General features: G+C 71.3%; 17 protein-coding genes. 13 read left to right on the top strand and 4 right to left on the bottom strand.

The genetic code is table 11. The annotated features are described in order from the left end of the window. Window positions 1-14: 14 nt before the first annotated feature. Window positions 15-908, bottom strand: coding sequence for a DUF4437 domain-containing protein (locus KUA19_RS25545; RefSeq protein WP_217399788.1), 894 nt, complete (start codon window positions 906-908; stop codon window positions 15-17). An 83-nt stretch (window positions 909-991) separates the two neighbouring features. On the opposite strand from KUA19_RS25545, the gene KUA19_RS25540 reads away from it, so the two are divergent. The 5 genes from KUA19_RS25540 to KUA19_RS25520 all read left to right on the top strand — a co-directional run bounded on the left by KUA19_RS25540 (window position 992) and on the right by KUA19_RS25520 (window position 8,347). Next, on the top strand, window positions 992-1,552 hold the full coding sequence (locus KUA19_RS25540) for a TetR/AcrR family transcriptional regulator (RefSeq protein ID WP_308167634.1): 561 nt from the start codon (window positions 992-994) through the stop codon (window positions 1,550-1,552). Beyond that, a complete protein-coding gene (locus tag KUA19_RS25535; RefSeq protein ID WP_217399784.1) occupies window positions 1,549-2,292 on the top strand; it encodes a maleate cis-trans isomerase family protein in 744 nt (247 codons plus the stop codon). The genes KUA19_RS25540 and KUA19_RS25535 overlap by 4 nt, the downstream gene beginning before the upstream one ends. 200 nt (window positions 2,293-2,492) lie before the next feature. After that, a complete protein-coding gene (locus tag KUA19_RS25530; protein ID WP_217399782.1) occupies window positions 2,493-4,304 on the top strand; it encodes an ABC transporter ATP-binding protein in 1,812 nt (603 codons plus the stop codon). 297 nt (window positions 4,305-4,601) lie between these two features. Continuing rightward, window positions 4,602-5,606 (top strand): cation diffusion facilitator family transporter, encoded by a 1,005-nt coding sequence (locus KUA19_RS25525; RefSeq protein WP_217399780.1) that lies wholly within the window; start codon window positions 4,602-4,604, stop codon window positions 5,604-5,606. Window positions 5,607-5,866: 260 nt separating this feature from the next. Then, window positions 5,867-8,347: a transglycosylase domain-containing protein gene (locus tag KUA19_RS25520; RefSeq protein ID WP_217399778.1), complete on the top strand. Its 2,481-nt coding sequence runs from the start codon at window positions 5,867-5,869 to the stop codon at window positions 8,345-8,347. A 108-nt stretch (window positions 8,348-8,455) separates the two neighbouring features. On the opposite strand, the gene KUA19_RS25515 is transcribed toward KUA19_RS25520, so the two are convergent. The 3 genes from KUA19_RS25515 to KUA19_RS25505 are packed head-to-tail and all read right to left on the bottom strand — an operon-like array spanning window position 8,456 to window position 11,705. Further along, complete coding sequence (locus KUA19_RS25515) at window positions 8,456-9,130, bottom strand: N-acetylmuramoyl-L-alanine amidase (protein WP_254550122.1); 675 nt, start codon at window positions 9,128-9,130, stop codon at window positions 8,456-8,458. A gap of 23 nt (window positions 9,131-9,153) precedes the next feature. Further along, entirely contained in the window at window positions 9,154-10,623 is a 1,470-nt protein-coding gene (locus KUA19_RS25510; protein WP_217399776.1) for a hypothetical protein, read from the bottom strand. Continuing rightward, window positions 10,623-11,705, bottom strand: a complete 1,083-nt coding sequence (locus KUA19_RS25505) for an FAD-dependent monooxygenase (RefSeq protein WP_217399775.1) — start codon at window positions 11,703-11,705, stop codon at window positions 10,623-10,625. Before KUA19_RS25505 ends, KUA19_RS25510 begins: the two co-directional genes overlap by 1 nt. A gap of 231 nt (window positions 11,706-11,936) precedes the next feature. On the opposite strand from KUA19_RS25505, the gene KUA19_RS25500 reads away from it, so the two are divergent. The 8 genes from KUA19_RS25500 to KUA19_RS43090 all read left to right on the top strand — a co-directional run bounded on the left by KUA19_RS25500 (window position 11,937) and on the right by KUA19_RS43090 (window position 20,851). Beyond that, entirely contained in the window at window positions 11,937-13,208 is a 1,272-nt protein-coding gene (locus tag KUA19_RS25500) for a serine/threonine-protein kinase (RefSeq protein ID WP_217399773.1), read from the top strand. 30 nt (window positions 13,209-13,238) lie between these two features. Then, complete coding sequence (locus KUA19_RS25495; RefSeq protein WP_217399771.1) at window positions 13,239-15,005, top strand: vWA domain-containing protein; 1,767 nt, start codon at window positions 13,239-13,241, stop codon at window positions 15,003-15,005. Between the two features lie 62 nt (window positions 15,006-15,067). Continuing rightward, complete coding sequence (locus KUA19_RS25490) at window positions 15,068-15,928, top strand: hypothetical protein (RefSeq protein WP_217399769.1); 861 nt, start codon at window positions 15,068-15,070, stop codon at window positions 15,926-15,928. 53 nt (window positions 15,929-15,981) lie between these two features. After that, on the top strand, window positions 15,982-17,160 hold the full coding sequence (locus tag KUA19_RS25485) for a DUF5685 family protein (RefSeq protein ID WP_217399767.1): 1,179 nt from the start codon (window positions 15,982-15,984) through the stop codon (window positions 17,158-17,160). Window positions 17,161-17,173: 13 nt separating this feature from the next. Then, window positions 17,174-17,818 carry a DUF998 domain-containing protein gene (locus KUA19_RS25480; protein WP_217399765.1) on the top strand — a complete coding sequence of 215 codons (645 nt, stop codon included), beginning with the start codon at window positions 17,174-17,176 and terminating at the stop codon, window positions 17,816-17,818. A gap of 84 nt (window positions 17,819-17,902) precedes the next feature. Beyond that, the gene (locus KUA19_RS25475; protein WP_217399763.1) at window positions 17,903-19,918 is read left to right on the top strand and encodes an FAD-dependent oxidoreductase; all 2,016 of its coding nucleotides are present in this window, start codon (window positions 17,903-17,905) and stop codon (window positions 19,916-19,918) included. Between the two features lie 202 nt (window positions 19,919-20,120). Continuing rightward, a complete protein-coding gene (locus KUA19_RS25470) occupies window positions 20,121-20,510 on the top strand; it encodes an STAS domain-containing protein (protein ID WP_217399761.1) in 390 nt (129 codons plus the stop codon). Further along, window positions 20,507-20,851 (top strand): MEDS domain-containing protein, encoded by a 345-nt coding sequence (locus KUA19_RS43090; RefSeq protein WP_254550121.1) that lies wholly within the window; start codon window positions 20,507-20,509, stop codon window positions 20,849-20,851. Before KUA19_RS25470 ends, KUA19_RS43090 begins: the two co-directional genes overlap by 4 nt. The last annotated feature ends 681 nt before the right edge of the window (window positions 20,852-21,532 follow it).

Below are 21,532 nucleotides of genomic sequence, written 5' to 3'. Positions count from 1 at the left end.
GCGCCCCGGGTGCGTCACTGGTAGGTGGGGTCGGCCCAGCGGCCGATGCTGCGGGAGCGGACCGGCTCGACCAGGCGAGGGGTGGCGCTGTGCGGGCTGGCCGGACCCCAGTTGGTGGCGTCGCCCTGCACCACCACCCGCGCGTTGTCGGTGTACCAGTCGACCAGGTCGCTGTCGGAGCGCACCAGCCAGGTGCAGCCGACCTCGTCACCGGCGGTGAAGTCGCCGTGGCGCACCAGCGGCGGGCGCCAGAAGTACGTGCCCGGCCACATCTTGCCGAAGTTGTAGTCGAACGCGCCCTCGAGGCAGTAGGCCTCCTCCGAGCAGGGGTGGTGTGCCAGCGGCACCTCGCGCCAGCCGGGCTTGGCCTTGATCAGTCGGGTGTAGAAGCCGGTTTTCTCGTCGCGGTGCAGCAGCTTGATGTACAGCCCCGGCACCGGCGTGCCGCCGAGGTCGAAGCGCATCGGGCTGCCGTCCTTGACGTCGATCCACGGCATCTTCGCGCTGTCGAGCACGACGAGGACCTGGTCGGGGCGGACGGTCTCGCGGTCGGCGTCGGCCAGGTCGAAGTGCCAGTCGCCGTACTCGCGGTACAGCAGGATCTCGGTGCCCGCCGTGGCGGTGACCGGCGGGGTCCACACGCCCTTCGGTGCGGTCCAGTAGCCGTGTTCGCCCAGCGTGGTGTCGCCGATGGTGATCTGTCCGGACAGGACGTACCACTCGGTGTCGGCGTGGTGGACCCCGGCGGGGCGAGACCAGTCGGTGGTGAACCTGACCTTCAGCGAGGCGGAGCCGTCCTCCTCGTCGTAGCTGAGGTTGCGCTGTTCGGCGTCGCCGCTGGCGTGCTGGAACTCCGCGACGTGCCAGATGAGGTCGCGTTCGTCGATGATCTCCACGTGCGGGCGCATGGCTGCCTCCTCCGGGCGGGAACAATTTCCAGTGCGGAATGTATCGGTTAACTTTTTCAAGTACAAGATGTAGCGTTAACCCCGTGAACCGACCTGGCCGCCCCACCGGGCCCACCGCCGACACTGCGACCGTCGTGCTTACCTCGGCGCTGGAACTGCTTCTGTCCGAGGGCGCCGCCGCGCTCACCGCCCAGCGCCTGCACCAGGCCACGGGCGTGTCCCGCTCCACGATCTACCGCCACTGGCCCACCCCGGCCGCCGTGCTGGCGGCGCTGATCGACGTCGCCCCGCTGCCGCCCGTCGAGCCCTCCGGCGACCTGGCCCGCGACCTGCACGCCGAGGTCGACCTGCTGTGCAACCGGCTGCGCGACCGGCCCGTGGGCGCCTTCCTGCAGGCGCTCGTCGTCGCGGCGGCGGCCGACCCCGACGCCGTCGAGCTGCGCCACCGCTACGTGAGCGACCTGCTCGAACCGTTCCACGCCGTGCTGCGCGTGGCGAACATACCCGCCATCCAGCGCGAGGACGCCGTCGCCATGATCGCCTCTCCGCTGCTGCTGGACGCGCTGCTGCTGGACCGGCCCACCGCCCGCACCCGCGCCCACCGCATCGTCGACGACGTCGTGAACAGGCTGGCCAGGGCATGACCAACGCCGTCGGGCCGCGCGCCGTGTTCGGCGTCATCGTGCCCAGCACCAACACCGTCGTCGAACACGACTACTGGACTGCCGGAGTGCCCGGCATCGCCTACCGCGCCGGGTCGATGTACATCCCCAACCCGGTCATGGGCGACGACGACGACTTCCAGGCCCTGCTGGTCCAGATCCGGGCCTCGATCGACACCGCCGTGCGCGACGTGCTCACCGCCGAACCCGACCGGATGGTCATGGGCATGTCGGCCGAGACGTTCTGGGGCGGGGTCGAGGGCAACGCCGCCTTCGAGCGGCGCCTGCGCGAGCGCACCGGGCTGCCGGTCACCACTGGCGCCAGCTCCTGCCGTGCGGCGCTACAGGAGTTGGGCTGCCGACGTATCGCCGTGTTCTCGCCGTACCAGCCGATCGCCGACCGTGAGGTGGGCAGGTTCTTCACCGAGGCGGGCTTCGACGTCGCGGCCGTCACCGGACTGCGCTGCCCGACCGCCATGGACATCGCCCGCGTGCCCGACGACCGGCTGCGCGACACCGTGGCCTCGCTCGACGGACCCGAGGTGGACGCCATCGTGCAGGTCGGCACCAACCTGTCGTTCGTCGCGCTCGCCGACCGGCTGGAGCGGGAGCTGGGCAAACCGGTGATCGCGATCAACGCGGCGACGCTGTGGCACGCGCTACGCGAGCACGGCATCGCCGACCGGATCGACGGCGCGGGGCGACTGCTGCGGGAGCACTGAACGCCCCATCCGGCCCAGGGCCGACCGGGACATGAACGCCTGCTCCGTCCGCGGGGAGAAACCGGATGCGGTATGCGGCAGGCGTGGCTAGGCTCGGCGCGCTGAGTCGCATGAACGCCTACGCGAGGAGAGACCGATGAGGACACACGGCAGGCTTCCGCTTCCTGGTCCGCTTTCTCTTCCCTGCCTGGAGACCGTTCATGTTCCGCCTCTTCGAGAATGCCGCCGACCCCTTCGGCACCGATGACCCGGGCACGCCGCCGCAACGGGTCCTGCCGTACCTGATCGCAGAGTTCCGACCACTGCGTTGGGTCATCGCGGCCAGCCTGCTCACCACCGTCCTGGCCGCCTGCCTCGAGGTCTGGCTCATCGGATACGCCGGGCGCCTGGTCGACACGCTCGCCGGGAGCGACCCGGCGCAGCTGTGGCAGCGCCATGGCGTCGAGCTCATCGCCGTGGGTGCGCTGGTCCTTGTCGTCAGACCGTTCCTGCATCTGCTCAATGAGGGCCTGGACGACATCGCGTTCCGGCCCAACGCGCGCACGCTCGCACTCTGGCGGGCGCATCGGCGGGTGTCGCGCCAGCCGGTCGGCTGGTTCCGCGACGATCTGGCCGGGCGGATCGCCACCTGGGTCCGGGAGGGCTCCGCCGCCGCCGTGACGTCGACCTACGTCGTCATACACATCCTGGCCTTCGTCCTCACCTACATCGCCGGGTCGGTCTGGTTGATGGGCTCGATCGACCCGCGACTGGCCCTGCCGCTCGGGATCTGGATCCTGCTCTACGCCGGGCTGATGGCCTACGTGGTCCCGCGCTACCGCAGCGCCTCCGAACGCCACCAGGACGCGGACTCCGCGGTCACCGGGCTGCTCGTCGACTCGTACGCCAACGTCGACACCCTCGCGCTGCTCGGGATCCCGGCCGACGCGGACCGGGCCGTCTTCGCCGCCGCGCGCCAGGCTCGACTGCGTGTGGAGCGGCTCGAGGTCACCATGAACGTCGGGATGATGAGCCTCAGCGGGGTGCTGATGGTGGGGCTCATCGGATACGGCATTGTGCTCTGGCAGGCCGCGGCTGCACCGATCGGCCTGGTCGCCGCCGCGCTGGCGCTCGCCTTCCGCATCACCTCGATGGCTGAGTGGCTGCTCGACGGCGTCTCGTCGCTGTTCGGGTCGGTCGGCACCCTGCGCCGCGCGCTGCGCACGATTGCGCAGCCACCCGCCGTCGCGGACCGGCCGGACGCGACCGCCCTGGCCGTGCGGGGCGGCGCCATCCGCATCACCGACGTCAGCCACCACTACGGCAGGGGCGAGGGCGGTTTGGACCGCCTCAGCCTCGAAATCGCCGCGGGAGAGAAAGTCGGGCTGGTCGGGCGCTCGGGCGCGGGCAAGTCGACGCTGGTCAACCTGATGTTGAGGTTCTTCGACCCGGAGACCGGCACGGTCGAGATCGATGGCCGGAACATCGCGACGGTGACCCAGCACAGCCTGCGGGGCCAGATCGCCATGGTGACCCAGGAGGCAGCGCTGCTGCACCGGTCGGTCCGCGAGAACATCGGCCCGGCGACAGGCGACGACGCTGCCGTGATCGCGGCGGCGCGGCAGGCGGCGGCGCACGATTTCGTCAGTTCGCTGGTCGATCAGAGCGGCCGGACCGGCTACGACGCCCACGTCGGCGAACGGGGCGTCAAGCTCTCCGGCGGCCAGCGCCAACGCATCGCCCTGGCCCGTGCCATCCACAAGGACGCGCCGATCCTCATCCTCGATGAGGCCACCTCGGCACTGGACTCCGAGGTGGAGGCGGTCATCCAGGAGACCCTGGACGACGTCATGGCCGGTCGTACGGTGATCGCCATCGCCCACCGACTGTCCACCATCGCGCGGATGGACCGAATCGTCGTGCTCGATCAGGGGCGGGTCGTCGAGGACGGTACGCACGCCGAACTCCTCGCCCGCGACGGTCTCTACGCCGCCCTGTGGGTGAGACAGTCGGGCGGCTTCCTCGGCCGATAGCGGCCGGACCGGATGCGACCGGCGCGGTCCGGTATCCAAGCTTCCGTGGCCGGTGGCCTTGCCGAAACGGGCAGGCCACCCGGCCGGGGGCCTTGACTCACCGTCAAGCTCCGCGGGCAACGGGTGCGGCCGCACCGGGCCAGCAGGGTTCTATCAGGTCATACCGGATGATTTAGACTGTCCGCCTGCGCGGCACCCCCTCGAGTTCCTTCCTCGGCCGGCTCTGGCGCACAGTCAGGGTGATGCACGATCGCGGCCGGGTAGGTCATCGGCAGGGCTGTCGAAGGGAGTGGAGCGATGTCCGGCCAGGCTGGTCCAGGGGCGCTCGGTCCCGGGCCGGAACTGGGGGCGGTCCAACCGGCCTCGGAGAGTGTCCGCACGGTCGTGGTGGCGCTGGTGGCAAACGCCCTGATCGCGGTGGCGAAGTCGGCGGCCGCGGTGATCACCGGCTCGGCGTCGCTGGCGGCCGAGGCCGCACACTCGTGGGCGGACACCGGCAACGAACTGTTCCTGGTCGCCGCCGGTCGCCGGGCCGCCCGTCCACCGGACGCCGGGCACCCCTTCGGCCACGGCCGCGAGGCCTACGTCTGGTCGCTGTTCGCGGCCATCGGCCTGTTCGTCGCGGGCGGAGCGATCTCGGTCAGCCACGGCGTGCAGGAACTGCTGCACCCCGAACCGGCCGGGCACTTCGCCATCGGATACGCGGTGCTGGCCGTGTCGTTCGTGCTGGAGGGGGTGTCCTATCTGCGGTCGGTCCGGCAGGCTCGGGCCGCGGCCCGGCTGCTTGATCGGGACCTGCTCGAACACGTGATGGCCACCTCGGACCCGACGCTGCGCGCGGTGTTCGCCGAGGACGCCGCGGCATTGATCGGCCTGGTGATCGCCACGCTGGGTCTGGCGGCGCACCAGGTGACCGGATCGGCCGTGCCCGACGCGATCGGCTCGATCCTGGTCGGCGTACTGCTCACCGTGGTGGCGTTCGTGCTGATCAACTCGAATCGGCGCTTCCTGGTCGGGCAGCAGGCCGATCCACGGGTGATCGGCTCGGTGGCCGAGTTGCTGGCGCGCCAGCCGGAGGTGGACCGGGTCACCTCGCTGCGGGTGGAGGTCGTCGGCCCGCTGATGGTGTCGGTCATCGGCCGGGTCGACCTCGTCGGCGACGACGTGGAGTCGCTGCTCGCCGTGCGGTTGCGCGCGGTGGAGGCGCGGCTCCAGGCTGCCTCACCCGTGATCGTCGCCGTGGTGTTGGGGCCGTCCGCGCCGGACGAGCCGTCCCTGCGCACTTCGCCATCAGCCGCCTGAGCTGCTGAAGTACCGCTCGTGGCATCGATCGAACCGCTCGGACGCCGGTCGGCCGCGCTCGAGGGAAGAGCGGTATGCCGGGATCCGTCGTTAGAAGGGTGCAAAGTCCGACAATTCAGGTCCGAAGGCGAAGCGGAAATGATCACAGACGGTTGTGTGCGAAGGGGCGTGGACCGATGACCTCGCGCCCGACGCCCCGTTCGCGGCGCACCCCGCCGCCTGCCGACGGACAGCGTCCGAACCCCGGCGACGAGACTGGCGTGGACCGGCATGGTCCCGGCGCCGAGGCGGCGGCGCCCCGTGCGATCGGACGCGCGAGCGTCGGCCGTGCGGCCGTACTCCCGCCTGGATCCGACGGCGGCCGTCCGCCGACGGGCACCGCCCCGGGCGGCCGCAAGCGCAGGCGGCGGTGGCGCAGCCTGCTGCTGGCGTCGCTGGCGGTGCTGATCCTGCTGGCCGGGGCCGGACTGATCGGCGGCGCGTACTTCTACGACTCGGTGCCCGAACCCGCGGACTTCAGCGCCAACGAGAACACCTTCGTGTACTCCGCCGACGGGGTGCGGATCGCCAAGCTGGGCGGGGAGAACCGCGAGATCGTCGCCATGTCGACCCTGTCCGACGAGGTGAAGTCGGCGCTGATCGCGGGCGAGGACAAGAACTTCTTCACCCACAGCGGCATCGACCTGTGGGGTGTGGCCCGCGCCGCGTGGAACAACCTGACCGGCGGCGAGACCCAGGGCGCCTCCACCATCACCCAGCAGTACGCCCGCAACGCGGCCCGGGACCTGGAGGTCAGCTACGCCCGCAAGCTGCGTGAGGCGGTGATGGCGCGGCGGCTGGAGCAGGAGCACACCAAGGACGAGATCCTCGGCTACTACGTCAACACCGTATGGTTCGGACGGGCCTCCACCGGCGTCGGCGCGGCCGCCAAGGCCTACTTCGGCAAGTCGGCGAGCCGGCTGACCGTTGAGGAGGCCGCGGTGCTCGGTGCCGTGCTCAAGCAGCCGGAGCCGAACGACGCCGACGGCTCCAAGGGCTACGATCCGCACTTCAACGCCGACGCCGCCCGCAGCCGCTGGGGCTACGTGCTCGACAACATGGTCGAGATGGGCAAACTGACCCCGCAGCAGCGGGCGGGCATGGTCTACCCGGACAAATCGCTGCGCAAGTACTCGGCCAGCGCGGGCGAGACCGGCATCCAGGGCACCGGCACCGGCTTCGTGATCCAGAAGTACGTGCAGCGGGAGCTGGCCGCGTGGGGCATCCAGGACTGGCGCGACAAGGGCTATCGGATCACCACGACGATCGACTCCCGGGCGCAGAAGGCGCTGGAGGCGCAGCTGTTCCGCACGTTCGAGTGGAAGGAGACGTGCACCGGCAAGGGCGAGAAGCGGACCTGCGTCAACGACGTCGTCAAGGCGGTCGACCACGAGGTGGACGGCAAGGACACGAAGATCAAGGGGTACCCGAAGAACGTGATCGCGGCCGGGGTGGCGATCGACCCCAGCAACGGGCGGGTGCTGGCCTACTACGGCGGCGCCGACGGCACCGGCATCGACTACGCCGGAAAGATCAACGAGGGCACCATCTGGGAGGACGGCGGCCACCCGCCCGCGTCGTCGTTCAAGGTGTACGCGCTGGCCGCCGCGATCGACGCGGGCATCTCGCTCAAGTCCACCTGGGACCCGACCCCGATCGTGGCCGAGGGCAAGGGGAAGAACTGCGACAAGTACCAGGCCTGCCCGTACGAGGTGGAGAACGCCGGGCGCTCGCAGGGCGCCATCAAGTGCAAGCGGAAGTGCACGCTGGAGGAGGTCACGAAGATGTCGCTGAACGTGCCCTTCTTCAAGATCGCCAAAAAGATCGGCCCTGACAAGGTCGTCACCATGGCGCACGCCGCGGGGATCAACACCATGTGGGCCCTCATCGACGGCAAGGCGCGCCACCTCGACGATCCCGCCACCGACATCAGCCGGGCTTCGTTCGACTACCAGGTCGGCTTCGGCCAGTACCCGATCACCGTGCTGGACCACGCCTCCGGCATGGCGACCTTCGCCGACCGCGGCATCTACCACAAGCCCCACTTCGTGGTCCGGGTCGAGAAGAAGGACGAGCAGACCGGCAAGTACCACCTGGTGCCCAACACCGGCGAGGTCGTCACCGGCGAGCGGCGCATCCGGACCGAGGTGGCGGACGAGGTCACCGGCGTGCTCAAACAGATGCCGGGCTACTACTACCACCCGCTGACCGGGCGCCAGGCCGCCGCGAAGACCGGCACCTGGGAGAGCAAGGCCCTCAAGGGCGGCAACTCCAACGTCTGGACGGTCGGCTACACCCCCCAGATCGCCGCGGCGATCTGGGTCGGCAACGTCAAGAACGCCTCCGACCCCATCTACATGCCCAAGGCCAGAGGTGGCGGCAACATCCTCAGCGTCGGCCTGCCCGCCGACATCTGGCAGGGCTTCATGAACGTCGCCCACACGAACATGAAGCTCGCGCCCGAACCGCTGGCCAACGGCACCGGCGGCAAACTCGGCGCGACCAAGGACGTCGGCGACGGCGTCGAACCCTCCCCGAGCCCGTCACCCAGCAAGTCTCCGTCGGGCTGTGTGGTCGACCTGCTCTGTCCGGACGAGGCCCCCGACCCGGTGCCGTCGCCGCTGAGCGGAGGGCAGGGCGCCAGCGCCTCGCCGACCCCGCTCCCGACCGCTCCCGACCAGGACCCCGGGGACTTCCACTGAGCCGTCGTCCGCGACCCGCGTCGGTGTGAGTGACGATCGCCGCCCGCGGTCATGACCTCGTGTTGTGGTCGAGGCCGTGACCGCGGACGGCGATCACCGCCGATGGGCTCAGAGGCCCAGGAACGCGGCGATGCCCTGGGCGTGGCCGCGGGCGGTCGCGGTGATGAAGTCGGCGCGCTTGAGCAGGTTGGCGTTGGCCACCGTGTCGATGAACAGGTTCTCGGTCAGCACGGCGGGCATCGCGCTCTCGCGCAGCACGTGCAGGTCGGCAGACTTCAGGCCGCGGTCGGTGATGGCGGAGATCGTCCGCATCTGGGCGAGCACGTTGGAGTGCACCGTGCTCTGCAGGCGCTGGGTGGTGGCGCCGACGCCCGGATAGCGGTAGCTCTCGAAGCCCGTACCGCCACCGGCGTTGATGTGGATGCTGACGAAGATCGTCGCGCCCCAGGCGTTGGCGTCGTCGGTGCGGTAGGCCAGGCTGCGCGTGATGTCGGTGGTGCGTGACATGCGCACGTCGACGTTCCAGCTCGCCTTGAGGATGTCGCGGGTCTGCAGGGCGATGTTGAGAGTGAGGGTCTTCTCCTGCAGGCCGTTGGCGACCGCACCGGCGTCGGTGCCGCCGTGTCCGGGGTCGAGGTAGACCTTGGGTACGGCGGCGAAGGCGGGGCTGGCCGCGAAGGGGGCCGCGGCCAGGCCGACCGCCGCGGCCAGCAGCGTTCGGCGGCGCGCGCCGGGGTTGCCGATCATCGTGCACCTCTCGGGGGCGAGGGACCTTGACGGCATGAATTTATAGTATGCAGATCTATCTATGAAGGTGTCTTACCTGAATTGTTTTGCGGCTGGTCAATTTCTTCAATGCCCTGGTCGACCGGCAATCGCCACCGGGAGCGGCCCGTCGCCTGGTCGGTGGCGTGCAAGAACGGGCGGGCCAGCACCAGCGCCGTGGCGGTGAGGACGATGCCCACGAGCACCGGTGCCAGGTGGGGCAGGCTCGTGTAGCCGATGACGGCGTGGACGACGACGGCGGGGGCGAAGCCGACCGTGGCGGCGGTCGCCAGGGTCCACCACACCCACGCCTCGCCGCGGCGCCAGCCCCACAGGCTGAGCAGGGTGATGGCCGTCGCGGCGGCCATCAGCGCGCCGCCGAAGCCCGCCCGGTCGTGGGCGATGAACGGCACGAGGTGCGCGTTGGCGGCGTCGAGCAGGCCGGCGTCGGTACGCAGGAACTCCAGGTCCGTCAGCACGAATACGTCCGTCAGCCCGACAGTCGACACGACCGCGCCGCCGATGAACAGCCCGACCCCGGTCGCGATCATCAGGAGCTGGCCCACGTGGCCCCGACGACGCTGCCCCATCGGGCCCTCCGGCCGGATCGTCCAGTGCGGCCGGGCGGGGCGCCGCCACACGGCGGCCAGGAACATCGGGAACAGCACGATCGCGGCGAACGTGTGCAGCGGCTCGACGAACCCGGTGGCGAGGAAGTAGAACAGCGTCGGGAACCCCACCAAGCCCGAGGCCAGGTAGGCCCGACGCGCCCACGGCCAGCCCCGGCGGATGCCGCCCCCGGCCAGTCCGACGTAGAGGATGCCCGTCGCCACGAGCGTCCCGGCCATGGTGATGCGGTCGTGCTGCAGAAAGTGCACCAGGTGGTCGTTGACCGCGTGCAGGTCGGTGCGGCCCGCGCCCAGGAAGGTCCGGTCGTACCAGAGCAGGACCGGTCCCAGGGTGATCCCGGCCGCGACGAGTCCGGCGAGGATCATCCCGATCCCGACGAGCACACCCCAGAGCCAGCCGGGCCAGCGCAGCGGGTTGGCGGGGACGTCGCGCCAGGTCGGGGCGGGCGAGGTGGGCGTGCGTGCCTCGATGACCCGCTGGAACCAGCCCGGCCCGGCGGCGAGCAGGACCGACGGCATGGCCAGCACGGTCGCCGCCGGATCGTCGAGGGCCCGGACGGCGTCGGCCACGGACGGGCCGGTGAGCCGGATCGCGTCGTCGTCCGGGTCGATGCCGGGTTCGCGTACCTCGATGACGCCCGCGCCCTGCACCGTGAGCGCCCGGCGCGCGTCCCGGGCGACCTCGGCCGGGACCGAGGCGCCGAAGCGGCCCACGAGCTCCTCGGGCACCCGTGGATGGTCGAACACCCAGGCGATGGCGCGGGCACCGGCGGGCCGCGCGGCGAGCGTGCCGAGTGCGCGTAGGGCCAGCCGCTGCGAGCGGCGTGCGCCCAACAGTGCGGTGGTGATCGGGCGCAGCGGGTGATAGGTCCAGTCGGGCATCACATTCCCCAGTTCAGGATCGGGGTCATCGCCCGGAGGGTCATTTCCGCCGGGACGAGGCGGGCCATGGTGTCCCGGGCGTACACCGCCGGTGGCCAGGAGAGCTGGCCGATGCGGCCCAGGCGCCGGGACCGGCGTACGACGGCCTGGGTGTGTCGGCGGCGCAGCCGGTCGTAGCGGGCGAGACCGGCGGGGATGCCCTGCTCGGACACGCACGCGGCCAGCGTCACCGCGTCCTCCAGGGCCTGGCACGCGCCCTGGCCGAGGTTGGGGGTCATCGCGTGCGCGGCGTCGCCGAGGAACGCGACCCGGCCGTGGACGAAGCTCGGCAGCGGTGGCAGGTCGGTGATGTCGTGGCGCAGCACCGCCTGCGGCGCGGTGGCGGCCAGCAGCGCCGGGATCGGCTGCGGCCAGCCGGCGAAGCGGCGCAGGAGTTCGGCGTACTCGTCGTCGGCGAAGGAACCCGGGGGCACCGAGGCGGTGGCGAAGCAGTAGACCAGGCCGTCGGTCATCGGGGTGAACCCGAAGCGTTCGCCGTGGCCCCAGGTGACGGCGCCTTCGGTGAGCGCGGGGAACGGGGTGAGCATGCGCCAGGCGGTGTAACCGGCGTAGCGCGGCCGGTGGCCGGGATAGAGCCGCTCGCGCAGGGTGCTGGCGGCGCCGTCGGCCGCGACGACCAGTGGCGCGTCCGGCACCCGCGTGATCTCGGTGCCCGCGCACAGCGCGTCGTCGGGCAGCGCCTCGCGCAGGACGCGCAGCAGGTCGGCCCGGCGCACGATGACCAGCGGGTGGCCGAACCGCCGCTCGACCTCACCCGCCGACGTCCGCGACAGCCACCGGCCGCGCCGGTCGCGTACGCCACCGTGCGCCTCGACGGTGCCGAGGGCGAGGACCTGCTCGTGCAGGCCGAGCCGGGCCAGCGCGCGCAGCGCGTTCGGCCACAGCGACAGGCCCGCGCCGATCTCGCCGAACTCGGGTGCCCGCTCGAACACGCGCACCTCCCAGCCCGCGCGACGCAGCGCGACGGCGGCGGCGAGCCCGCCGATTCCGCCGCCCACGATGACGGCCTCCCGTTCGATCATGGCGGCCATTATGGCGGCAACCGGCCTCGGCCGGGGGCGCCCCCGCGACCGGCCTCGACCCTGCGACCAGCCGATCGATCGTCGTCAGGGGCCCGGTGTGGCGGTGGCGGCCCCGCGGCGCGGCCCGGCGAGTCGCGCAGCGGATGGACAAGTCGAACCGTGCGGCGGCGTGATGGACAGCCGACGCTATCCTTGCGGCGCGTGGCTGATCATCGAGATCCAGGGAGGCTGATGGCGTTGGCGACCGATGCCCCACGGCCCGACCTGACGCCGCTGTCCACTCGCGACCCGCGCTCGGCCGGGCCATACCGGCTGCTCGGTCGGCTGGGGCAGGGCGGGCAGGGCGTCGTGTACCTGGGCGTGGACGGCGGCGACCGGCAGGTGGCGGTCAAGATGCTCAGCATCGACCTGGAGCACGACCCCAAGGCCAAGGCCCGGTTCGGCAAGGAGATCGCGGCCGCCCGCCGGGTCGCGGCGTTCTGCACCGCCCAGGTCCTGCACGCCGATCTGGACGCCGAGCAGCCGTACGTGGCCAGCGAGTTCATCGAAGGTCCGACCCTGCACCGGCAGGTCCGCGACCGCGGCCCGATCGCCGGCAACGCGCTCTACCGGCTCGCGGTCGGCACCGCGACCGCGCTCGCCGCGATCCACCAGGCCGGGATCGTGCACTGCGACATGAAGCCCGACAACGTGATCCTCGGACTGGACGGCCCACGCGTCATCGACTTCGGCATCGCGCGGGCACTGGGCACGCACACGCTGACCGGCAACGTGATGGGCACGGTGCCGTACATGGCGCCGGAGCGTTTCCAGAACACCGACGTCGGCCCCAGCTGCGACGTGTTCGGTTGGGCGGCGACGATCGCGTTCGCCGCCTCGGGGCGGGGCCCGTTCGGCCACGACTCGCTGGCCACCGTGATGGCCCGGGTGCTGCACGAGCCGCCGGACCTGGCGAACCTGTCCGGCCCGCTGCTCGAGATCGTGCAGGAGAGCCTGGCCAAGGACCAGCACGCCCGCCCGACCGCCGAGCAGCTCCTGCTGCGCCTGCTGGGTCACGCCACCCGGTCCGCGCCGGAGATCTCGCTGGGCACCGCCCTGCGGGAGGGCAGCGACGCGGCGACCACGGTGCTGCCCGCCCCGGTCGGGCCCGGGTCCGGCACCGCGACGGTGACCGCGCCCGCCCTGCCGGCAACCGCGCCCGCCCTGCCGTCGACCGCGTCCGAGCAGGCCACCGTCGCGGTGCCGGTGCCCGCACCGACCCGGGTTGCCCCGGCCCCGGTCGGCTGGGCGCGGCGGCTGGGCCGCCAGGCGGGCGACCCGATCGGGATCTCGGCCGCGATCGTCCTCGGCGCGGGCGGCTTCGCGGCGGGCTATGTCGCCTCCACGGACACCGGCACGGCCGCGACGATCGGCGCGGCCGCGTTCGGCGCCGTATACGCCGTCCGGCTGGTCCTCGCCGCCGCGCTGGACCGTGGCACCGAGCAGGACCCGTCCGGGCGCTGACCCGCTCACCCCGCAGCACAGGAGGAACACATGGCATCGGGTCCGTCGACCGCTCGCAGGTGGCTTCCCGTCGCCATCGCCGTCGTGGTCGGGCTCGCCGTGATCGCGGGCGCCTACCTCTACGTACGGCTCGACGACGACCGCTCCGACTGCGTGGCGCTGGATGTGGTCTCCTCCACCGAGAAGAACGTGCTGGTGGCAGAGCTGGCCGACCGGTACGACCACAGCGGGCGGCGCTTCGGCGGCAAGTGCGCCGACGTCACCGTCGCCGGGCTGACCTCGGGTAAGGCGATGGAGGCGCTGGACGGTGACTGGGCGTCGGTGGCGGGCGGCGCGATTCCCAAGCCGCAGGTGTGGCTGCCCACGTCGAGCCTGTGGACCGGGCAGCTGCAGCTGCGCGACCAGGCGGCCAGGCGGCCGGAGCAGACGCCGGGGCCCTTCCCGTCGATCGCCAACAGCCCACTGGTCATCGCGATGCCCGCGACCAAGGCCCGGATCCTGCAGCAGCAGGGCGGCCTGGGCTGGGGCGACATTCTCGGCATGTCCGGCGACCGGGGCTGGGGCACCTTCGGCAAGCCGGAGTGGAAGCGGTTCACCTTCGGCAAGGACAACCCGCGCCTGTCCACCTCCGGCCTGGCCGCGACCATCGCGACGTACTACGCGGCCACCGGCACCTCCAGCGACCTGACCAAGGCCGACGTACGGCGCCCGGACGTGACCCAGTTCGTGCGCCGGATCGAGGCGAACGTGTCGCACTACAGCGACGACGTGGTCGACCTGCTCAAGTCGTTGGCCGCCGCCGATCTGTCCCAGGTCGACTCGGCCGGCTCCGACCTGAGCGCCATCGTGACCCAGGAGGAGCTGGTCTACCTCTACAACGAGGGGCGGCTGAGCCCGCACGTGGGGGACAAGCCGCACGAGCCGCTGGTGGCGCTGTATCCGAACGAGGGCACGTTCAACCTCGACCACCCGTACGTGGTGCTGCCGGGGGCGAGCGAGGCGCAGCGGGCGGCGGCCGCGGACTTCCTGGCGTTCCTGCAGGAGGACTCGCAGCAGCGGGCCTTCGCCGAACTCGGTTTCCGCGACCACGAGCGGGTGGCCGCGCCCGAACTTACCGCGGTGGTGGGCGGGCACGAGGCCGCCAAGAAGGACTACTTCCTGCCGCCCTCGCCGGACGTGGTGCAGGACATCCTGGACAGCTGGGCGACGCTGCGCAAGAAGGCCAACATTCTGATGGCTGTCGACGTGTCCGGGTCGATGGTGTCGAACAAGGTGGGCTCGCGCACCCGGCTCGACGTGGCGACCGACGCCGCGGCGAAGGGCTTGCAGCTGCTGAACTCCGAGGACCAGGTCGGGCTGTGGTCGTTCTCCTCGGAGAAGCAGGGTTCCCGTGAGCTGCCCTACCGGGAGCAGGTCGCGCTGTCCCGGTTGGACGCGCGCGGGTTCGCCGCCCGGCTCGGTGGGCTGCAGGCCGGTGGGGCGACCGCGCTGTACACGACGATCCGGGCCGCGCATCGCTACATGCTGGACCACTACGACCGCAACCGCATCAACGCGGTGGTGGTGCTGACCGACGGCGAGAACGAGTACGCCAAGGATGACAACCTGGCCCGACTGCTCAAGGACGTGGCGCTCGACCCCGACCGCCCGGTGAAGATCTTCTGCATCGCTTTCGACAAGGGCTCGGACCTGGCGACCCTGGACGCCATCGCCAAGGCCACGACGGGCAAGACCTTCGACGCCCAGGATCCGCGCCTCATCGACGAGGCTTTCGTGAAGCTGCTCAGCAGCTTCTGAGGGCCGTCCAACGCTGTCCAATCCGGCGCTTGCCGCGGCATCGTGCGTGCCATCCTGCGCCGATGAACAGACCGACAGCACCGACCCGGTGGCGTGCCGGCGTGCTCGCGCTCGTCATGGCACTGACCACACTGACCGCCGTCACAGTTGCCCCCGAGGTGGCGGCCGCGGCCGGCCCGTACTCCTTCAGCATGGGCGTCTTCGAGCCGCGCCAGCTGAAGACCACCCACTGGAACAACGCCAACTCTGACGCGTACGCGCCGACCCTGGAAGCGGTGGTGGTGGACGACCCGGACGCGCACTGCTGGGTGACCCTGCTGCGGACCTGGTACGTGCGCCAGCCCTCCGGGGAGAAGGAGTTCTACCTCACGGTCCAGGGCGACACCCAGGATCGGTGCCAGGTGCGGGTGTACCTCGCGGGCTTCACCAAGTACCGCGAGAGCTCGATCGGCGTGCTGGCACCCGGCCAGTCCTGGCGCAGCCACTGGAACAACGCCCACACCGACCAGGTCATCTACCTCGTCGGTGTGCTGGGCGAGCAGACCGCGGCGGGTGCCTGCGCCGTCGAGGTGACCACGCGGTACCGCACCAACCCCGACGGGGAGAACGAGTTCGACTACGAGGCCGTCAACGTCGGCAGTGTCGCCTGCTCGGCCAAGCTGCTGCACGTGTCCGTCCCGGTCACCGAGAGCCATTACGTCGGCGGCGCCCCGCCGGGCGGCTACGTCGGCGTTCAGGGGACGATCGGTCCCGACGGCACGAGGATCGTGGTGGTCGGTGCCGTGCCGCAGACCGACCCGGACGGACCGTGCGAGTTCTCGCCAGAGCCGATGGAGTTCTTCGAGCTGGGTGCGGTCAGCGCGGACTTCCGCAACACCGGTTCGGTGTCCTGCTGGATGACGGCCACGTTCGCCACCATGTGACGCCGTGGCGGCACGGGCGCGCGGCTCGCGGACGAATGTTCTAGGCTGCCGCGGTGTTCGGCATCATCCGACCCTGTGCGCACAGTCTTTCCGAGCGGCTGCACGCTGAATGGCTGGGCCACCTGTGTGGACTGTGCCTGGCGTTGCGGGACGAGCACGGGCAGTCGGCCCGGATCGTCACCAACTACGACGGCCTGATCATCTCGGTGCTGACCCAGGCTCAACTGGGCACGGCACGGCGGCGTACCGCCGGGCCGTGCCCACTGCGCGGTATGCGCACGGCGACCGTGGCCGACGGCGTGGGCGCGCGGCTGGCCGCGACGGTCTCACTGGTGCTGGCCTCGGCCAAGCTGTCCGACCACGCCGCCGACCGCGACGGCATCTACGCCCGGCGTCCCGTCGCGGCGGGCGCGCGGGTGGTCGCCCGGCGGTGGGCCGCCCGCGCCCACCGGGCCGGACTGGATCTGGGCCTGGACACCGCGGTGCTGCTGGCGGCCGTGGCCGGGCAGCGGGAGGTCGAGCTGGCGGTCACCGGCGGCGCGTCCCTGCTGACCGTCACCGAGCCGACCGAGATCGCCACCGCCGCCGCGTTCGCGCACACGGCGGTGCTGGCGGGGCGACCGGGCAACGCCGAGCCCCTGGCCGAAGCGGGTCGCTTCTTCGGCCGTATCGCGCACCTGCTCGACGCGGTCGAGGACCTGGCCGCCGACCTGGCCGCCGGGGCGTGGAACCCGCTGGCCGCCACGGGCGCGTCGTACGCCCAGGCCGGGGTGCTGGCCAGGGACGCCGCCGCGGGTATCCGGATGGCGTTGCGCGAGGTCGAGTTCACCGATGCCAAGCTCGTGCACCGCCTGCTGGTGCACGAGGTGGAGCACGCCATCGAGCGCACCTTCGCCCAGGCCGACCCCGACTACTATCCGCCGGTCGTGCAACCGGGGCGCAAGCCCAAGGCGCCGAAGGCGCCGGGCGGTGGTTCGTGCTGGTGGCCGCAGGTGGAGATGCCGCCGCGGGTGCGTGGGCCGTTGTTCGGATGCGCGGTCGCCACCTGGATGTGCTGCACCTGCCAGGTCTGCTGCCGGGATCCGTATCCGGGCCCGTGGAGTGGCCTGCCCCGCGAGGGGTGGTGCGCCGCCTGTGACTGCGGCAACCCCGACTGCAGTCGCTGCTGCGACTGCTGCGACTGCGCGAAGCCCTGCCACTGCGACTGTGACTGCTGCGGCTGTGACTGCTGAACCCGGTGCGGGCTTGATCAGGCTGCGCCGGGCAGCGGGCGGCGCCGTCGCTGCCTGCGTCGTCGGCACCGCCGCGGTGATGTACGGGCTCGGTGTGCTGCCCGAGCCGTGGCTACGGGGCTACATCAGCGAGGGCGGCGTGGCGTCCAGCCCCCGGCACTGGGTCTACCGGACCGGCATCGTGCTCGTGGCCGCCTCTCTGGTGCTGCTCGGGGCGGCGTTGCGGCGGCTGGTGCCGTACGTGTGCGCGGTCCTGGTCACCGCGGGCGGGTTCGGCGCGGTGTCGGCGGCGGTGTCCTGCACGCCCGGGTGCCCGCTGCCGCCCTACGAGAGGTCCACGCCGACCGACCTGGTCCACGCCGGGGCGAGCATGGTCGCCGTGGGGCTGGCGATGGTGGCGATGGGCGGGGTGGCGGCGATCTCGCTGCAGCCGGCGCTGCGCCGTACCGCGCGAGTGTTCTTCGCCGTGTCCCTGCCCTTGATGGCGGCGCTGGTGTTCGGGTTGCTGGCGCTCGGCCGAGGGCTGTTCACCAGCGTGCTCGAGCGGGTGGCGCTGGTGCCGCCGGTGGGCTGGGTCGCGGCCACCGGTCTGCTGGTGCTGCTGGATCGATCGGCCGGGACGAGTCCGGCTCGCGCGGGGACCGTCCGGCGCGGTTGACATCGACCTCGATGAGCATGACCCTTTAGGTTCGGGTGTGGCGGCGCGCTCCTGCACAGGTCGACTGTCGAGTTGGAGCCCGTCATGCCGTACACCCGCCGCCATGTCCTTCGCCTGGGCACCGCGACCCTGGTGGTCGCCGCGGTCCCCGCGCTGCCACTGCCCGCGCTGGCCGCCGCCGTCGTCACCGCCGACCTTGTGATCTACGGCGCCACCTCGGCCGGGATCGCCGCCGCGGTGACCGCCCGGCGGCTGGGGCGCACCGCGCTGATCGTCGAGCCGGGCACCCACGTGGGCGGCCTGTCCACCGGCGGGTTGGGCATGACCGACAGCGGGGTCAAGCCCGCGATCGGCGGCCTGGCCGGGGAGTTCTACCGGCGGGTGTACGGCAAGTACAACGGCACCCCGGTCACGCCGACCTCACCCGGCCGGTTCACCTTCGAGCCGCACGTCGCGGCGGCGGTCTTCGACGACCTGCTGACCGAGGCGGGTGTGCCGATCTACCTGAACACCCGGCTGACCAGCGTGACCAGGGCCGGTAACCGGATCACCGAGCTGGCCTGCGACAGCGGCCAGGCGTTCCGGGCCCCGATGTACGTCGACGCCTCCTACGAGGGTGATCTGATGGCGGCGGCGGGCGTCGGCTGGACCTCGGGCCGCGAGGCCAACAGCGTCTACGGGGAGACCATCAACGGGGTACAGCTGCGCAGCGGGCACCAGTTCAACCGGGTCGTCGACCCGTACGTCACGCCGGGCAGTCCGGCCAGCGGGCTGCTGCCGGGCATCTCGGCCGCCCCGGTCGCGCCCGCGGGCAGCGGAGACGCCCGGATCCAGGCGTACAACTTCCGGATGTGCCTGACCCAGGCCGCGAATCGGATCCCGTTCGCCAAGCCGAGCGGCTACGACCCGATCCGGTACGAGCCGCTGGCGCGCTACGTGCAGGCGGGCTACACCGGCCCGTTCTTCACCACGCACACGGTCGGCGGCGGTAAGACCGACTCCAACAACGACGGCGCGTTCTCCACCGACTTCATCGGCGCGAACTACGGCTACCCCACCGCGTCCTACGCCGCGCGCGCCGCCATGGTCGAGGAGCACCGCGTCTACCAGCAGGGCCTGATGTGGTTCCTGGCCAACGATCCACGACTGCCCGCGTCGATCCGCACCGCGACCGCCTCATGGGGCCTGGCCCCCGACGAGTTCACCGGCAACGGCGGCTGGCCCACCCAGCTCTACCTCCGCGAGGCGCGGCGGATGCTGTCGGCGTATGTGATGACGGAGGCGGACTGCCGCGGCAGCCGGGTGCCCGCCGACTCGGTCGGGCTGGCCAGCTACACCATGGACTCGCACAACTGTCAGCGCGTGGTCGTGTCGGGGGCGCTGAAGAACGAGGGCGACGTGCAGATCGGCGTGCCACAGCCGTACCCGATCAGCTATCGGGCGATCACGCCGTACGAGTCGCAGTGCGCGAACCTGCTGGTGCCGGTGTGCCTGTCGGCCAGCCACATCGCGTACGGCTCGATCCGGATGGAGCCGGTGTTCATGATCCTGGCCCAGTCCGCGGCGACCGCCGCGCACCTGGCGCTCACGGCCGGGTCGGCGGTGCAGCAGGTGCCGATCGCGACCCTGCAGGCCCGGCTGCGCGCCGACGGCCAACTGCTGACCTGGCCGTTGACCACGCCTGGCGAGATCATCGTGGACAGCTCGACCTCGGCCGGGGTGACCCGGGCGGGCGTATGGCTGAGCTCGACCTCGATCAGCGGTTACTGGGGACCGGACTACGAGCACGACGACAACGCCAACAAGGGCGTCTGCCGGTTGCGGTTCACGCCGACGATTCCGGCGGCGGGCAACTACCAGGTGTTCCTGCGGTGGACCGCGCACGCCAACCGGGCCGGCAACGTGCCGGTGGACGTGTGCGCGGGCGGCACGGTAACCACCAGGACGGTCGACCAGCGCAGCGCGGGCGGGCAGTGGGTTTCACTGGGCACGTTCGCGCTGCCCGCCGGGTCGTCGGCGACCGGGGCGAGCGTGCTGATCCGGACCGAGGCCACCGACGGCTACGTCGTCGCCGACGCGGCGCGCTTCGTCCTGGTCTGACCGGCCCGACCCGACCTCGCCCACATGATCAGGCACCGCGCTCGTCCTGTCCGCTGCGACCTGCACCTTCATCGCCACCGGTGGGCTGTCACAGCCCACCGTGCTGTGTCCGATCAATGCGCCGGACCGGGTTCGTCGACGCGATCGACGGCCTCGGCGGCCACGCGCACGTGTGCTCGGCCTTCGACACCCCTTCTCCGCCATGTGCGGCTACAACCGCAGCGAGCTCAGCTCGACCGCCATCGCCGAGGTCGCCTGCATGCACCCGCTGGCAAGGACCGCCACCGCCCCGCTGCGGCTGTTCGCCTCCGATCGGCCGGACACCGGTGCGGCACTGGCCGGCGAGATCGACATCGCCGGGCACGCGCTGCTGCAGACCGCGCTGGACCGCGCGGGCGTCGCAGCGGTCGACGGCACGGTGGCCATCGACGCGCGCGACCTGTCCTTCATCGACCACCGGGGACTCTTCCACCTCGTCGACCACGCTCGCGGTCAAGGCGCCACCGCGGTGCTGCACACCGTCGGTCGCGGCCCGGCGCAGGTGCTGGCGGACCTGCTACGTCTGCCGGACCTGCAGGTGGTGGTGTCGTGAGATCCGGACCGACCGCCGGGCACGACGGCATCCTCCACGAAGCGGCGTTCTACGACACCGACGAGCAGTTCCTCGCGGTCGTGCTGCCGTTCCTGCGCGGTGGGGTGGCGGCTGGTGAGCCGACCGTCTCCCTGTTCGGCGGGCGCAACCAGAACCTGGTGCGGGAGGCGCTGGGAACGAGCAGCGGCGTCGTCTTCATCGAGGGCGGTCCGCACTACCTGCGCCCGGCCGTCGCGGTCCGGCGGCACCGGCAGATGCTGGCCGACTACGTAGCCGAGGGTGCGGCGCAGATCCGCATCGCGGACGTGCCGCACCCCGGTGTCGGAGTGCCGATGACCTGAACGGGCTCCTGGTGAGCACCAGCGAGGCCGTCACCAACGCCCTGCTGTACGGCCGCGTGCCGGTGGTGCTGCGGGCGTGGGCAGTTCTTGGCCAGATCGTCGTCACGGTCTCCCACGGGGGTCCGGGCCCGGCCAACCCCGGCAGCGGGTCTGCTGCCCGGTGCCGGGCCGGGCGGGTTGGGCCTGTGGTTGGCGCACCAGCTCTGTGCGTACGTGTCCCTGCGCCGTGGCGGACGGATTCACCATCGCCCTGGTCGCGGGCGATTCCGCCGCCTGAAATGGCATCGCGGACGCGACGATTACTCGTGACTTGGACGCGGATGGATGATGTGACCGGCGACAACCCACCCCGATTTGCATGCCGCCCGCGGGGCCGCGTAATGTTCTCTCTGCCAGCGAGGAACGGACAGAAACGCCGGAGCGGTTAGCTCGGGCGGAGGCCGGATCGCTTGGCCGCCCCGAGTGGTGCGGACCCCGGTTGGGGGGCCGCGTAGCCGGTCGGGTAAGCTTTGACGAGTTGCCCCGCAAATTCGGCCGTGTGAGCGGTTGGTTTCGGTGTGTGCTTGTTCTTTGAGAACTCAACAGGGTGCTAGATATGCCAGTGCCAATTTATTGATCACCTCGTCGTGGTCATTCCTTTGGTATTAAGCAAACATTCGGACATTTATTTGTCGGTGGTTG

Origin of the sequence: Catellatospora tritici, from assembly GCF_019083965.1 — a bacterium.
Lineage (GTDB): Bacteria > Actinomycetota > Actinomycetes > Mycobacteriales > Micromonosporaceae > Catellatospora > Catellatospora tritici.
Note: the sequence above shows the minus strand (reverse complement) of the source record. Positions and strands in the feature narration are given on the sequence as shown.

Coding starts and splice junctions, on each gene's coding strand:
- KUA19_RS25525 (WP_217399780.1), top strand. CDS start 4,602: ATGTCCGGCCAGGCTGGTCCAGGGGCGCTCGGTCCCGGGCCGGAACTG.
- KUA19_RS25470 (WP_217399761.1), top strand. CDS start 20,121: ATGTGCGGCTACAACCGCAGCGAGCTCAGCTCGACCGCCATCGCCGAG.
- KUA19_RS25505 (WP_217399775.1), bottom strand. CDS start 11,705: ATGATCGAACGGGAGGCCGTCATCGTGGGCGGCGGAATCGGCGGGCTC.
- KUA19_RS25535 (WP_217399784.1), top strand. CDS start 1,549: ATGACCAACGCCGTCGGGCCGCGCGCCGTGTTCGGCGTCATCGTGCCC.
- KUA19_RS25530 (WP_217399782.1), top strand. CDS start 2,493: ATGTTCCGCCTCTTCGAGAATGCCGCCGACCCCTTCGGCACCGATGAC.
- KUA19_RS25495 (WP_217399771.1), top strand. CDS start 13,239: ATGGCATCGGGTCCGTCGACCGCTCGCAGGTGGCTTCCCGTCGCCATC.
- KUA19_RS25515 (WP_254550122.1), bottom strand. CDS start 9,130: ATGCCGTCAAGGTCCCTCGCCCCCGAGAGGTGCACGATGATCGGCAAC.
- KUA19_RS25490 (WP_217399769.1), top strand. CDS start 15,068: ATGAACAGACCGACAGCACCGACCCGGTGGCGTGCCGGCGTGCTCGCG.
- KUA19_RS25510 (WP_217399776.1), bottom strand. CDS start 10,623: ATGCCCGACTGGACCTATCACCCGCTGCGCCCGATCACCACCGCACTG.
- KUA19_RS25500 (WP_217399773.1), top strand. CDS start 11,937: ATGGCGTTGGCGACCGATGCCCCACGGCCCGACCTGACGCCGCTGTCC.
- KUA19_RS25475 (WP_217399763.1), top strand. CDS start 17,903: ATGCCGTACACCCGCCGCCATGTCCTTCGCCTGGGCACCGCGACCCTG.
- KUA19_RS25545 (WP_217399788.1), bottom strand. CDS start 908: ATGCGCCCGCACGTGGAGATCATCGACGAACGCGACCTCATCTGGCAC.